This window comes from Mycobacterium sp. ABE4_509, assembly GCF_056160785.1.
Window position 1 is genome coordinate 1 of sequence record NZ_JBSWXU010000141.1, and the last position, 13,808, is coordinate 13,808.

At 66.8% G+C, this 13,808-nt stretch carries 11 protein-coding genes and 1 pseudogene; all 12 read right to left on the reverse strand.

The window, feature by feature from the left end; all coding sequences use genetic code 11:
* Positions 1-86: 86 nt before the first annotated feature.
* Positions 87-920, reverse strand: a complete 834-nt coding sequence (locus ACXAID_RS22830; protein ID WP_475024480.1) for a mycofactocin-coupled SDR family oxidoreductase — start codon at positions 918-920, stop codon at positions 87-89.
* A gap of 116 nt (positions 921-1,036) precedes the next feature.
* Positions 1,037-2,284, reverse strand: a complete 1,248-nt coding sequence (locus ACXAID_RS22835; protein WP_475024471.1) for an arginine deiminase — start codon at positions 2,282-2,284, stop codon at positions 1,037-1,039.
* A 139-nt stretch (positions 2,285-2,423) separates the two neighbouring features.
* Positions 2,424-4,781, reverse strand: a complete 2,358-nt coding sequence (locus ACXAID_RS22840) for a glycoside hydrolase family 65 protein (protein ID WP_475024472.1) — start codon at positions 4,779-4,781, stop codon at positions 2,424-2,426.
* Positions 4,782-4,996: 215 nt separating this feature from the next.
* Positions 4,997-5,818 (reverse strand): SHOCT domain-containing protein, encoded by an 822-nt coding sequence (locus tag ACXAID_RS22845; RefSeq protein ID WP_475024473.1) that lies wholly within the window; start codon positions 5,816-5,818, stop codon positions 4,997-4,999.
* A 50-nt stretch (positions 5,819-5,868) separates the two neighbouring features.
* Complete coding sequence (locus ACXAID_RS22850) at positions 5,869-6,711, reverse strand: cutinase family protein (RefSeq protein ID WP_475024474.1); 843 nt, start codon at positions 6,709-6,711, stop codon at positions 5,869-5,871.
* A gap of 120 nt (positions 6,712-6,831) precedes the next feature.
* A complete protein-coding gene (locus ACXAID_RS22855; RefSeq protein ID WP_475024475.1) occupies positions 6,832-7,707 on the reverse strand; it encodes a hypothetical protein in 876 nt (291 codons plus the stop codon).
* A gap of 265 nt (positions 7,708-7,972) precedes the next feature.
* Positions 7,973-9,163 (reverse strand): elongation factor Tu, encoded by a 1,191-nt coding sequence (gene tuf, locus ACXAID_RS22860; protein ID WP_475024476.1) that lies wholly within the window; start codon positions 9,161-9,163, stop codon positions 7,973-7,975.
* Positions 9,164-9,323: 160 nt separating this feature from the next.
* Positions 9,324-11,429 carry an elongation factor G gene (fusA, locus tag ACXAID_RS22865; protein WP_475024477.1) on the reverse strand — a complete coding sequence of 702 codons (2,106 nt, stop codon included), beginning with the start codon at positions 11,427-11,429 and terminating at the stop codon, positions 9,324-9,326.
* An 81-nt stretch (positions 11,430-11,510) separates the two neighbouring features.
* Complete coding sequence (rpsG, locus tag ACXAID_RS22870; protein WP_475024478.1) at positions 11,511-11,981, reverse strand: 30S ribosomal protein S7; 471 nt, start codon at positions 11,979-11,981, stop codon at positions 11,511-11,513.
* Positions 11,981-12,355 carry a 30S ribosomal protein S12 gene (gene rpsL, locus ACXAID_RS22875; RefSeq protein WP_152515674.1) on the reverse strand — a complete coding sequence of 125 codons (375 nt, stop codon included), beginning with the start codon at positions 12,353-12,355 and terminating at the stop codon, positions 11,981-11,983. The genes rpsG and rpsL overlap by 1 nt, the downstream gene beginning before the upstream one ends.
* A 319-nt stretch (positions 12,356-12,674) precedes the next feature.
* Positions 12,675-13,250 (reverse strand): TetR/AcrR family transcriptional regulator, encoded by a 576-nt coding sequence (locus ACXAID_RS22880; RefSeq protein WP_475024479.1) that lies wholly within the window; start codon positions 13,248-13,250, stop codon positions 12,675-12,677.
* A gap of 94 nt (positions 13,251-13,344) precedes the next feature.
* Positions 13,345-13,731 (reverse strand): annotated as a pseudogene (locus tag ACXAID_RS22885) (DUF3558 family protein); the annotation flags it as partial.
* Positions 13,732-13,808: the final 77 nt, after the last annotated feature.

Here is a 13,808-nt window from a genome sequence, read left to right on the forward strand (position 1 = left end):
CGCACGCTGGGCATCGCTGACCGGCAACGCGGCAGCTGTCATAACAGGCATACTACAAACTACCGCACTAATTCGCAGACGGACCACTAGTACTTCATCACGCCGCGGTCGACAGCGATCTGCGAACCCGAGACCGTCATCGACGCATCGGAGGCCAACCAGGCCACCACGTCGGCCACCTCTTCGGGCGCCATGAACTCCTGCAGGCCCGGCTTGCCTTCCCTGGCAACGGGTTTCAGCGGCATCGGCGCGAAGCTGTGCAGGTAGGTCGGGTACTTGCCGAACATCGCGGCCATCGCGTCGGGTTCTATCATCGGCGTGTTGATGGAGTACGGATGGATCGAGTTGACGCGGATGCCGTACTCCCCCGCTTCGAGGGCGAGCGCGTTGGTCAGGGCGACCAGGCCGTGCTTGGACGCCGAGTAGTGCGCGTTGCCCGGCGTGGCCTTCAGCCCGGCCGACGAGCTGACGACGATGATGGAGCCGCCGTTTCCGGCCTCGATCATGGCGGGAACCGCGGCCCGGATGGTGCGCCAGGTTCCGTTGAGGTTCACGTCGACGACGACGTCCCACTGTTCCTCGGACATCTCCCAGATGCGGCCCCAGCTCAGCACACCGGCATTGGCCACCACGATGTCGAGCCGGCCGAACTGTTCGACGCCGTCGGCCACCACCTGCTGCTGGGACGCCAGGTCCCGGATGTCGAGCTCGCGGGCGATGACCTTGCGGCCGGTGTCCTCGACCTGGCGCACCGTCTCGGCGAGATCGTCGGGGCTGGGCATCGGGTAGGTGACGGTCTCCGACACCGGTGCGCACACGTCGACGGCGATCACGTCGGCTCCGTCGCGGGCCAACCGGACCGCGTGGGCCCGCCCCTGTCCGCGGGCCGCCCCGGTGATCAGCACGACACGGCCCTCCAGAGGTGCGCCAGCAGCCACAGATGGTCCTTTCTCTCCGGGAGCACACACCCGGCCCGGCTTCACGCCGACCGGGGCGAAGTCAGGCTAACACCGGGACTAGAACGTGTTCCAGAAAACTACCAGTCGAGCGGGTCGCGGATGATCGGGCAGGTCATGCAGTGTCCGCCGCCGCGCCCCCGGCCCAGTTCGGCGCCGACGATGGTGATCACCTCGATGCCGGCCTTACGCAGCAGCGAATTGGTGTGGGTGTTGCGGTCGTAGGCGAACACGACGCCCGGTTCGACCGCGACCAGGTTGTTGCCGCTGTCCCACTGCTGACGCTCCGCGTCGTATCTGGTCCCGCCGGTCTCGACCACCCGCAGCGCGGGCAGTCCCAGCGCGGCGGCGACGACCTCGACGAACGGTTTGGTCTCGGGCCGCACCTCGACCCCGATCCCGGTGTCGCTGGGCACCAGGGTGAAAGGCACGATCCCGTCGACGATCTCGGGATAGATCGTCACCACGTCGCGGTCGGCGAAGGTGAACACGGTGTCCAGGTGCATCGCTGCCCGCAGCTTCGGCATCCCGGCGACGATCACCTTGTCGGCGACCTGGTTGGCGAACAACTCCGCGGCCACCTGGGTGATGGCCTGGCGGGAGGTCCGCTCGCTCATTCCGATCAGCACCACGCCGTTGCCGGGCACCAGCACATCGCCGCCCTCGATGGTCGCCAGGCCCCAGGATTTCTCCGGATCGCCCCACCACACCGGCGAACCGACGAAATCGGGGTGGAATTCGTAGATGGCCTTCATCAGCAGGGTTTCGTCGTGGCGGGCGGGCCAGAACAACGGGTTGAGCGTCAACCCGCCGTAGATCCAGCAGGTGGTGTCGCGGGTGTAGAGGGTGTTGGGCAGCGGAGGCATCAGATACTCGGTCACGCCGGTGTCCTCACGCGCCAGCGCCCGGTACCCGGCTCCGAGATCGGCCGGCAGGTCCACCGTGGACATCCCGCCGATCAGCAACTCCGCGAGGCGGCGCGGCTGAAGTTCGTCGAGGAACCCGCGGGTTTCCTCGGTCAGCCCGGGACCGACCTCGTTGGGCACGATCTTGCGGTCCAACAGCCAGGCCTTGGCCAGTGGGTCCTCCATCGTCTCGGTCAGCACGGCGTGCAGCTCGACCACATCGGCGCCGCGCTCGCGCATCTTGTCCATGAAGTCGACGTGGTCACGCCGTGCGTTCTGCACCCACAGCACGTCGTCGAACAGCAGATCGTCACAGTTGGTGGGCGTCAGCCGCTCGTGCGCCAGCCCCGGCGAGCACACCAGCACCTTGCGCAGCCTGCCCACCTCGGAATGCACGCCGTAGCCGCTCGATGCTCCACCCATGCTAGATACCCTCCGCTGGATCAGATCTCCCGTCGGCGAGCCGGGTAATCCGGGTCCGCTCCGCCGACGCTAGTGGATCAGGCCGGGCCCGGCGCGCCGATCGGCTCAACTCCGCTGCCTGCGACGACGGCCGGCCGGGCTAGTAGTCCGCGCGGACCGGCCTGCGGTAGGGCTCACAGCCCTTGGGTTGCGGCGGCGGGGTGCGGTAGGCCAGTGCCGGTATCGGCAGGGTCACCGGCAGGTCCGGTTCCAGCGCGAAGGCCTGCCCGTGGTGTGCGAGCTCCACGGCACCGCCGTGCAACAGCCGGTAGGTTGCGCTGTCACGATCGATCGCCACCACTATCTTGCTGTCCCGCAGCACTATTCGAAACGACATATACGACAGCGCCCCAGGCAGCCGGGGAGCGAAAGTTATCCGGCCCCCGTGATCGCGCATTCCGCCGAAGCCGGCCACACAGTCCATCCAGGTGCCGGCCAGCGCGGCGATGTGCAGGCCGCTGGAAACGTTCTTGTGCAGGTCGTGCAGGTCGGTGAACGCCGTCTCCACCAGGTAGTCGTAGGCGAGGTCGACGTAGCCGACCTCGGCCGCCATCACCGCCTGACAGCAGGCCGACAGCGACGAGTCGCGGACGGTGATCGGCTCGTAGTAGTCGAAGTTGCGCAGCTTCTCCTCGGGGGTGAAGTGATCGCCCCACAGGTACATCGCCATGACCAGGTCGGCCTGTTTGATGACCTGCTTGCGGTACAGGTCGTAGTAGGGGTAGTTCAGCAACAGCGGATGCCGGCCCGCCGAGGCGTCGAAGTCCCACGGCGCAAGGCGGGTGAACACCTCAGACTGCGAATGAACCTGCCGTTCCTCGTCGTAGGGGATGAACATCTTCTCCGCGCAGCGTTGCCAGTTCGCCACCTCGTCGTCCCCCACCGCAAGCCGCTCGGCCACATCGGGCCGCCGTAGACAGGCGGCGGCCGCTTCGTCGAGGGTCTGCCTGGCTGCCAGGTTGGTGAACACGTTGTTGTTGACGATCGCGCTGTATTCGTCGGGTCCGGTGACCCCGTCGATGCGAAAGACACCGTCGTCGTGGTGGCCGAACCGGGCGAACAGCCGCGCGCCCTCCACGAGCAGCTCCACCCCACAATCGGTCTCGAACTGGGTGTCACCGGTGGCGGCGAGATAGCGGGCGGTGGCGTTGGCGATGTCGGCGGTGATGTGCACCGCCGCGGTGCCCGCCGGCCAGTAGCCGGAGCATTCCTCGCCGTTGATGGAGCGCCACGGGAACATCGCACCGGCCTGACCCATCGCCACGGCGTGGGTGCGAGCCTTGTCCAGTGTGGCGTGGCGCCAGCGCAACACCTCACGCGCGGCCTTCGGAGTCGTGTAGGTCAGCATCGGGACCACAAAAGTCTCGGTGTCCCAGAACGTGTGTCCGTCGTATCCGGGCCCGGTCAGTCCCTTACCGGGGATCGGTCGCGCTTCACCGCGCGCACCGGCCTGCAGTAGATGGAACATCGCGAACCGCACTGCCTGCTGCAGCTCCGGGTCACCGTCGATCTCGATGTCGGCGTCGAGCCAGAATTCGTCGAGGAACTCGCGCTGCGACCGGATCAGCTCGTCCCATCCGGCCTCAGCCGCCATCGACAGTGCGGCATCGACCTGGGCACGCAGCGAGGGCATGGTCCGAACCCGGGACCAGCCGTAGCCGAGGTACTTGATGACGGTGAGCTTCTGCCCGGCCGGGACGTGGGCGGCGACGGTCAATCTCGCCAGATCCTCGTCCGCACGCACCGTGACCTTCGCGGTCTCGGGATAGCTGACCTCGTGATCCATCCCGGCGACCATCCGCAGCCCCGACTGGCGGGTGCAGTGGCTGAGCATCGCGCGCAGGTCCCGGCACTCGGCGTGTTCGGCGATCAGCGGCGAGTCCAGCGCCGCGGCCAGCCGCGGGTCGTCGCCCTGAGCCGGCACCGGACCGTTGGCGAGCAGATCGGACTGCACGACCAGCCGCATGTCCTGCTCGACGGGCTCGACCTCGTACTTGATGGCCGCGTTGGCCCGCTTGGTAAACGACACCAACCGCTCCGAGGCGATCTTGACCACCCGCCCGGTGGCCGACTTCCACACCGAATGGCGGCGCAGCGTGCCGGAACGGAAGTCGAGGGTCCGCTCGTGTTCGAGCCAGTGACCGTAGCGCAGATCGATCGGCGCGTCTTCGACCAGCAACCGGATGATCTTTCCGTCGGTGACGTTGACCACCGTCTGCCCGGACTCCGGATAGCCGTATGCACTTTCGGCATAAGGTAATCCGCGCAGTTCGTAGAACCCGTTGAGGTACGTTCCGGGCTGTACCACCGGTTCACCTTCGTCGAGCGTCCCGCGCATACCGATATGGCCGTTCGACAGCGCGAAGGTCGACTCGGTCAGACCGAGCGCGCCGGGCCTGGCCTGATTCCAGCGCAGCTGCCACGGGGCGACCTCGAAGCCGGGAACATTGCCCGTCATGCGTGGGATTCAGCTGCCGAGCAACGACTTCGAGCCGCTGGTGACAGCACTGAGTCGTGCTCGAATGGGCCGTGCTCGTCCACTGGGTACTCCGTGCCGTCGATGTCTCGCGGAAGGCGAAAGTGCATGCCACCGACCCCGCGGCCGACGTGACCTAACGACGGTAACCCGACCGCGTTGCCGGCGCGAACCGGCGGGAATCGGTCGGGCGAACCTCAGAGATCGGCGATGATCTGCTCGCGTTTGGCGCGATACTCGTCATCGGTGATGGACCCGGTCGCGCGCAACGCGTCCAACTCGGCAAGGCGCTGACCGGTGGTGGGTTCATCGTCGGCCGCGGCGAACGGCGCCGCCCCACCCGCGGGCGGCGGCATCGCCGATGCCGCCCTGCGGACGATCTGCTGCACCTGCTGACGGGCCGCCGGATTCGACCGGATGTCGATCATGGCGTCCAGATCGATGTGGTGGGCCTTGAGCACCTGCAGAATCTCCATCAACGGTTCAGTCTGACCCGTCAGGTCGTAGGTACGGTTGTCCTCGGCCAGGGTGAACGTCGCCGGCATCGAGCCGCCCACCAACGCGCTTCTTTCCCAATCGATTTCGTACTCATGGGTGGCCGGATCCACCAATGCGACCAGGTTTCGGTTGGTGATCAGCGGAAGCCGAGCCACCGACGCGATCACCTGGTCCTGGGTGGCGAACGCAGAGATCCCGGGACCGGAGACGTGCAGGTCGAGTTTGATAAGCGGCCGATCGTTGATCCGGGTGTTGGTTTCGTGGATTCCGGTGATCTGGGCCAGGGCCAGGACCCCGGAGGCTTCCAGCGCCTTGGATTTCGCCGCCGATTTCGCACCGTAGCCGGTGATCGCCAGTGCGATCAGCACGTCGAGGGCGGTGACCAGCAGGCCGGTCCAGAACATCCATTTCAGCATCGGGTCGGTGCCGCTGGCGAAGTAGATCACCAGGAAGATCGGCCCGACGATGCCACACAGCAGCACGAACAGCTGAACGCGCACATACCGCAACAAGGTGGACATGCTCAGGCATTATCGCCGCAACCGGCGTTTACCGCCGCGGCATGCCCGGATCAGGAACCGGCGCTGACCAGAACCTGCCCGGTCGGCGGTCCGTCCTGCGGGGTCATCCCCGGGGTACTGCTCACGATGTCATGGAGCGGCCGGGTCCACGGATCGGTGGCCGACCGCGCGTAGCTGGTGTGCACAGCGACGGCGGCCGGGTCGGCCACATCCTCGGCGTCGGGATCGTAGTCGCACACCGCGTCACCGAAATCGCAGACGCTGATCGTTCTGCTGCCCATCGTGACCGGCAGCGGAGCGGGTGCGTGCGCGAGGATCGGCCAATCCTGGGCGACGCCCTTGCCGGCCCCCGGAACCGCGGTGACCGAACCCAGGTTGATGGTCGGGTCCTGCGGAAGCCGGTCACCGTCGGCGATCAGCAGCGCCGCCGCCAGGTTGGGGCTGGAATCCAGCGCGTGCAGGTTGCGGTGGACGACCATCGCCCCCTGCGAATAGCCGGCGAGCACGACCTGGCTGGTCGGGCACTGCGCGACGAACGCCGCGTACTGCTGCTCGAGCGCCTCGGCACCGGTGTCCACGCTGCCCATGAAGTTGGCCCAGTCGAGAATGCCGCCGTCCTCCGGCACCGCGGTCGCCGGGTACTGCACCGCTTCCGCGGTGACGGTGCGGCCGTCCTGACGGACCAGTTGGGCGAAGTCACCGAAGGACTTGTGCACCACCCGGCCCATGCCGCCGTCCGCGCTGAGGCCGCCGGTTCGCTCCCCGGAACCGGCAGCGCCGATCCAGTGCACGTCGGGGCATTCGGGCTGGGCCCAGGCTGCGCCCGCCGTCAGGCCGACGGCCGCCGCAGCGCTGGTGAGCACGGCACCGGTGAGTGCCGCGATGGTGGACATGCGAATCAAATGACTGAACCCAACGCTCGAAGAAACCCGGCCGACCCCTCGACGGCCGTTGTCCGGTACATCGCCGAGCCGATCGCAGGTGTTACACGCCGGGCTGCGTCGACCGCGGGATCAGAAGTGCGGCACCCACCAGAACCAGTTGATCGGCGGGATGTACGGCGGCGGCGGCAGCTGTGGCGGCGGCGGCAGCTGCGGCGGCGGGATCTTGGTGATGTCGAGCTGCATCGGGGGGAGCTTGGACAGGTCCAGTGCCGACAGGTCCGGTCCCGGCAGCGGCGGCAACTGGGCCCAGTTCACCGACGGCGGCGGAGGCAGCTGGCTCCAATCCACCGCCGGCAGCGCGGACAGCCCGCTCAAGTCCACCGCCGCAGGCGACGGCAGCTGCGATAGCGGGGCCATCAGTGCCGCCAGCGCATCGCCTGGCTGCAGCGGATTGGCGCCGTTGTTCAGGGCCGACGCCACGATCGCATCGCCCAGCAGCGTGAACGCTCCGGTACCCACCCATGCCGCGGTGCCGGTGACCGCGGCGATGATGGCATCGATGGACAGCTGCGGCGCCACCGCCGATGCGACCACCTCCGGCGGCAGGAGGGCGGCGAGGTCGACCGCGTCCACCGTCCAGGGGGGCGGCACCGGATTCGCCGGCGCCGCCGCGACCACGGGATCGGCCACGACAGGCGCGGTGGCCGAGCCCGGGAAGAACTGCTCGATGGCCAGACCGCCGTCGGCTTCTGCTTCAGCGGCCTCGGCAGCGGCCTCCGGACGCGGAGCGATGTCCAGCATGTCGGCGGCCAACCCCTCGATACCCGCCGCTTCGGCAGGGCCGTCCACCGGCTCGACAGACGGCTCGGCGGGCGGCTCGGCGATGGATGCCGGCGCCGCCGCGGCCGTGTCGGACTCCACCCGCTCGGCGGGCGTGACGTCGGTCAGCTTCCCCGCCGTCCACACCAGGGTGCCGATCGCGGCGACCGACACGGCGGTCGACACGCATGCCAGGGCCCGCCACGGGTCGACCCGGAACCGGCCGGTGCCCCCGGGTGCAACGTGCCCCCTGGGTACCGCGATCGGTTGAGTTTGCTCTGCGTCCATCAGCGCCTTCGATTCGCCGGGTTTGCGTCGGCAAATGCTATCAAAGCGACGCCGGTCGTGGTTGTCTCCGCATGTCGGACGGCCGCCGGCACGCCCGCGAAAGCAAAAGTGGCACCCACCCTTTCGGGTGGGTGCCACTCCTGTTGGCTGAATGCCTAGATCATCACTTGATGATCTTGGTGACCCGGCCGGCGCCCACGGTGCGGCCGCCCTCGCGGATCGCGAAGCGCAGGCCCTCGTCCATGGCGACGGGCTGGATCAGCTTGACGGAGATGTCGGTGTTGTCACCCGGCATGACCATCTCGGTGCCCTCCGGCAGCGTCACCACACCGGTCACGTCGGTGGTGCGGAAGTAGAACTGCGGACGGTAGTTGTTGAAGAACGGGGTGTGACGGCCGCCCTCGTCCTTGGACAGGATGTAGACCTGGCCCTCGAAGTCGGTGTGCGGGGTGGTGGTGCCCGGCTTGGTCACGACCTGGCCGCGCTCCACGTCCTCACGCTTGATGCCGCGCAGCAGCAGACCGACGTTGTCGCCGGCCTGGCCCTGGTCGAGCAGCTTGCGGAACATCTCGACACCGGTGACCGTGGTCTTGGTGGTGCCGGGGCGGATGCCGACGATCTCGACTTCCTCGTTCACGTTGACCACGCCGCGCTCCACACGACCGGTGACCACGGTGCCGCGGCCGGTGATGGTGAAGACGTCCTCGACGGGCATCAGGAACGGCTTGTCGGTCTCGCGCACCGGATCCGGGATCGACGCGTCGACGGCCTCCATGAGCTCCTCGACCGACTTGACCCACTTCTCGTCACCCTCGAGCGCCTTGAGCGCCGAGACGCGCACGACCGGGGCGTCCTCGTCGAAGTCCTGGCCGGCCAGCAGTTCGCGGACCTCCATCTCGACGAGCTCGATGAGCTCCTCGTCGTCGACGGCGTCGGACTTGTTCAGCGCGACCAGGATGTAGGGGACGCCGACCTGGCGGGCCAGCAGCACGTGCTCGCGGGTCTGCGGCATCGGGCCGTCGGTGGCGGCCACGACCAGGATCGCGCCGTCCATCTGGGCGGCACCGGTGATCATGTTCTTGATGTAGTCAGCGTGACCGGGAGCATCCACGTGGGCGTAGTGCCGCTTGTCGGTCTGGTACTCCACGTGGGAGATGTTGATGGTGATACCGCGCTGACGCTCTTCAGGCGCATTGTCGATCTGATCGAACGCGCGCGACTCGTTCAACTCCGGGAACTTGTCGTGCAGAACCTTGGTGATAGCTGCGGTCAGCGTCGTCTTGCCGTGGTCAACGTGACCGATGGTCCCGATGTTGACGTGCGGCTTGTTCCGCTCGAACTTCGCCTTCGCCACTTCTGTGTCCTCCTGGACTGTGTTGGTGCTTTCTGGTTAAAGCAGGGTTGATCTTTACAGTTGTGTCTCGCCGCAGTACAGCCGGGCTACTACTGCCCGGTCGCCTTCGCCGAATCGATTGCTCGACTCCGGGTCAGCTCCGAGCCTCGTACCTCGATTCTCACTGACCCGTCGCCTTCGCGATGATCTCCTTCGCCACGTTCGCCGGAACCTCGGCGTACGAGTCGAACACCATGGAGTAGTTAGCCCGGCCCTGAGTCCTCGACCGCAGGTCTCCGACGTAGCCGAACATCTCCGACAGCGGCACTTGTGCCTTCACGACACGGGCACCGCTGCGCTCCTCCATGGCCTGGATCTGACCACGGCGGGAGTTCAGGTCGCCGATCACGTCGCCCATGTAGTCCTCGGGCGTCGTGACCTCGACGGCCATGATGGGCTCGAGGATGACGGGCTGCGCCGCCTGCGCAGCCTTCTTCAGCACCTGCGAGCCGGCCACCTTGAACGCCATTTCCGACGAGTCGACCTCGTGGAAGGCGCCGTCGAGCAGCGTCATCTTCAGGTTCACCAGCGGGTAGCCGGCCAGCACGCCGTACTGCATGGCGTCCTGGGCGCCGGCGTCGACCGACGGGATGTACTCACGCGGGATGCGGCCGCCGGTGACCTTGTTCTCGAACTCGTAGGTGGCACCGTCCTCGCCGGTGAACGGTTCGAGGTCGATGAGCACCTTGGCGAACTGGCCCGAGCCACCCGTCTGCTTCTTGTGGGTGAACTCGACCTTCTCGACCTTGCGCCGGATGGTCTCGCGGTAGGCCACCTGCGGCTTACCGACGTTGGCCTCGACCTTGAACTCGCGCTTCATCCGGTCCACCAGGATGTCCAGGTGCAGCTCGCCCATACCGCCGATGACGGTCTGGCCGGTCTCCTGGTCCAGGTGCACCTTGAACGTCGGATCCTCTTCGGCGAGCTTCTGGATCGCGGTGCCCAGCTTTTCCTGGTCGCTCTTGGTCTTGGGCTCGATGGCGACCTCGATGACCGGGTCCGGGAAGGTCATCGACTCCAGCACGATCTGCTCGTTCGGGTCGCTCAGGGTGTCACCGGTGGTGGTGTCCTTGAGGCCGATGACGGCGTAGATGTGGCCCGCCGAGGCCCGGTCGACCGGGTTCTCCTTGTTGGAGTGCATCTGGAACAGCTTGCCCAGCCGTTCCTTCTTGCCCTTGGTCGCGTTGATGACCTGGCTGCCCGACTCCACGGTGCCCGAGTAGACGCGCACGTAGGTCAGCTTGCCGAAGAACGGGTGGGTGGCGACCTTGAACGCCAGGCCGGAGAACGGCTCGGAGGTCGACGGGTTGCGGGTCATCAACTCGTCTTCCTTGCCGGGCGGGTGGCCTTCGGCGGCCGGAACGTCCAGCGGGGAGGGCAGGTAGTCGATGACGGCGTCGAGCATGGGCTGCACGCCCTTGTTCTTGAACGCGCTGCCGCACAGCACCGGGTAGGCCTCCGAGCTGATGGTCAGCTTGCGGATGGCGCCCTTGACCTCGTCGATCGAGAGTTCCTCGCCGCCCAGATACTTCTCCAGCAGGGCCTCGTCGGTCTCGGCGACGGCCTCGAGCAGCTTGGTGCGGTACTCGGCGGCCTTGTCGGCCACGTCGGCGGGGATGTCGATGGTGTCGTACTTCTCGCCGAGCTTGGCTTCGGCACTCCACACCTTCGCGTTCATCTCGACCAGGTCGACGATGCCGGCGAAGTCACCCTCCGCACCGATCGGCAGCTGGATCGGAATCACGTTGGCACCGAGGCGTTCCTCCATGGTGCGCACCGAGAAGTAGAAGTCCGCGCCCAGCTTGTCCATCTTGTTGACGAAGCAGATCCGGGGCACGTCGTACTTGTCGGCCTGGCGCCACACCTGCTCGGACTGCGGCTCGACACCCTCCTTGCCGTCGAACACGGCCACCGCACCGTCGAGCACGCGCAGCGAGCGCTCCACCTCGACGGTGAAGTCGACGTGCCCGGGGGTGTCGATGATGTTGATCTGGTTGTCGCCCCAGAAGCAGGTGGTCGCGGCGGAGGTGATGGTGATGCCGCGCTCCTGCTCCTGCTCCATCCAGTCCATGACGGCGGCACCGTCGTGCACCTCACCGATCTTGTAGCTGATGCCGGTGTAGAAGAGGATGCGCTCGGTCGTCGTCGTCTTGCCGGCATCGATGTGCGCCATGATGCCGATGTTGCGGACCTTCGTGAGGTCGGTCAGCACGTCCTTCTGTGCCACGGCTAAATTCCCACTCTTTCGCTTCTAGTTAGGTGTGTCGTGCCGCCGCGCGCAGCCCCGTCGCGTACGCCCGGCGTGAAATCACCAGCGGTAGTGCGCGAAGGCGCGGTTCGCCTCGGCCATCTTGTGGGTGTCCTCACGTCGCTTGACGGCTGCACCCAGGCCATTGCTGGCGTCGAGGATTTCGTTGGCCAGCCGCTCGACCATGGTCTTCTCGCGGCGCGCCTTCGAGAATGTCACCAGCCAGCGCAGCGCCAGCGTGGTGGAGCGGTCCGGGCGCACCTCGACCGGAACCTGGTAGGTGGCGCCACCGACGCGGCGGCTGCGGACCTCCAGGGCGGGCTTGACGTTGTCGAGCGCACGCTTGAGGGTCACGACGGGGTCGGTGCCGGTCTTGTCCCGGGCCTGCTCGAGCGCACCATAGACAATGCGTTCGGCCAGGGATTTCTTCCCGTCCATGAGGATCTTGTTGACCAGCTGGGTCACCAGCTGCGACCCGTAGACCGGATCGTTGACCAACGGTCGCTTGGGCGCCGGTCCCTTGCGCGGCATCAGCTCTTCTCCTTCTTCGCGCCGTAGCGGCTGCGGGCTTGCTTGCGGTTCTTGACGCCCTGGGTGTCCAGCGACCCGCGGATGATCTTGTAGCGCACACCGGGCAGGTCCTTCACACGACCGCCGCGCACCAGCACCATCGAGTGCTCCTGCAGGTTGTGACCCTCGCCGGGGATGTAGGCCGTGACCTCGACCGCGCTGGTCAGCCGCACGCGCGCGACCTTGCGAAGCGCGGAGTTCGGCTTCTTGGGGGTCGTGGTGTACACGCGGGTGCACACACCGCGACGCTGCGGGCTGCCCTTCAGTGCCGCGGTCTTGACCTTGGCGACCTTGTCGTGGCGACCCTTACGGACCAGCTGGTTGATGGTTGGCATGTACCGGCTTTCTGTGTTCCTCGTCGTGTTCGACGTTGCTGCTCTATGTGGTTCGAAGTCTGCTCTTGCGTTCTGTGTCCTGCTGTTACACCCGGTCGCGCTACCCCGCTTCCGGGCGTGTCGCATGCGGCCGCCGTGCGTTCTCGGAGTAATTTCCAAGGCACCGACGGCGCGGACATGCAAAGTGGCCCGGCGTGCAGGCATGCTTATCGGCCTGTTCGACCCCAAGCGCCTTATCTGCCAGGCACGACCGTCCACGATACCAGGGCCGCCGACCTCGACAAAACCCGCTGACCTGCGTCTCTTGCGCCCCGGCCCGTCACCGCGACCGCATACCGGCGGCCAATCTCATGACCATGTCGGTGAACACCGCGTCGGTGTCGATGCCGTTCATCACCCCGGTCATCTCCAGCAGCACGAACCCGTGCATGGCCGACCAGAACTCCAGAGCGGCGTAGAACGCCGCCTCGTCGTCGAGACCGTAGGCCGACAGTACCGCGATCACCGGTGCCGCCGCGGCATGGGTGGCCTCGGTGAACTCGGGGTCGTCGCCGCCCAGCGGCATCCTGGTGAATGCCGAGTACCGGCCCGGGTGATGGTGGGCATAGCTGCGGTAGGCGCTGGCCATCACCGTGACCGCATCGTCGGGGGTGCGGCCCCGGCCCACGGTGGTGAGCATGTCGATGATGTCGCCGACGACACGCATCCGCACCGTCCGGCGCAGGTCGTCGAGGCTGTGCACGTGGTTGTAGAGCGAGGGGCCCTTGGTGCCGAGCTGATTGGCCAGGGCATTGATCGTCAGCGCGTCCCAGCCCTCGCGGTCGAGGAAAGTCAGCGCGGCGTTGACGATGGAATCGCGGCTCAACCTCGCCGAACGCGGCGGCCGAGCTGCCATCTGGCCCCCCCTGCTCGTCGGTGACCCCGCCGCAGGGGCGGCCGGGTCAGCGAGAAACTCTAGCTGCTCGCCCGTCCGCACCGGTCGTCCGCGCTCAGTTCACCCGATCCTGGCTGAGTTGGGCGAGCTGCTCGACGGTTCCGCACAGATCGGGAAGCGTCGCCGAGTTCAGCGTCTGGATCGACCAGGTGATGACGTCGCCGCCCTTGGCCACGTAGATGCTGCAGGCCGCGTCGTCATAGGCCTTGAAACCCTTGTTGCCGTCCATCGACAGCTCGTGCAGCGTGCGCCCGGCAAGCTGCTCGAGTTCGCGTTCGGTGTCCATGTCGCTGCCCCGGTACCACCAGGTCGAGATCCCCATTCCGGCGCCGACGCTGCCGAGCATGGTGTTCTCCTGCCAGAAGCACCCGGCGTCGCTGACCACGACCTTCTTGTACAGGTCGGATCCGACGACGCGCTCGACGTCGGCGTCTGTTACGCCTTTTCATTCCCCTCTCTCGAACCCCTTCCCTTTCACCTTCCTTCCCCCTCCGCCCTTTTCCTCTCCGTCCTCCTCCC

Excerpts from the sequence above, each read along its gene's own strand:
- ACXAID_RS22880 (WP_475024479.1), bottom strand. The coding sequence starts at position 13,250 with ATGGCAGCTCGGCCGCCGCGTTCGGCGAGGTTGAGCCGCGATTCCATC.
- ACXAID_RS22845 (WP_475024473.1), bottom strand. The coding sequence starts at position 5,818 with ATGTCCACCTTGTTGCGGTATGTGCGCGTTCAGCTGTTCGTGCTGCTG.
- ACXAID_RS22850 (WP_475024474.1), bottom strand. The coding sequence starts at position 6,711 with ATGTCCACCATCGCGGCACTCACCGGTGCCGTGCTCACCAGCGCTGCG.
- ACXAID_RS22835 (WP_475024471.1), bottom strand. The coding sequence starts at position 2,284 with ATGGGTGGAGCATCGAGCGGCTACGGCGTGCATTCCGAGGTGGGCAGG.
- rpsL (WP_152515674.1), bottom strand. The coding sequence starts at position 12,355 with ATGCCAACCATCAACCAGCTGGTCCGTAAGGGTCGCCACGACAAGGTC.
- ACXAID_RS22840 (WP_475024472.1), bottom strand. The coding sequence starts at position 4,781 with ATGACGGGCAATGTTCCCGGCTTCGAGGTCGCCCCGTGGCAGCTGCGC.
- rpsG (WP_475024478.1), bottom strand. The coding sequence starts at position 11,981 with ATGCCGCGCAAGGGACCGGCGCCCAAGCGACCGTTGGTCAACGATCCG.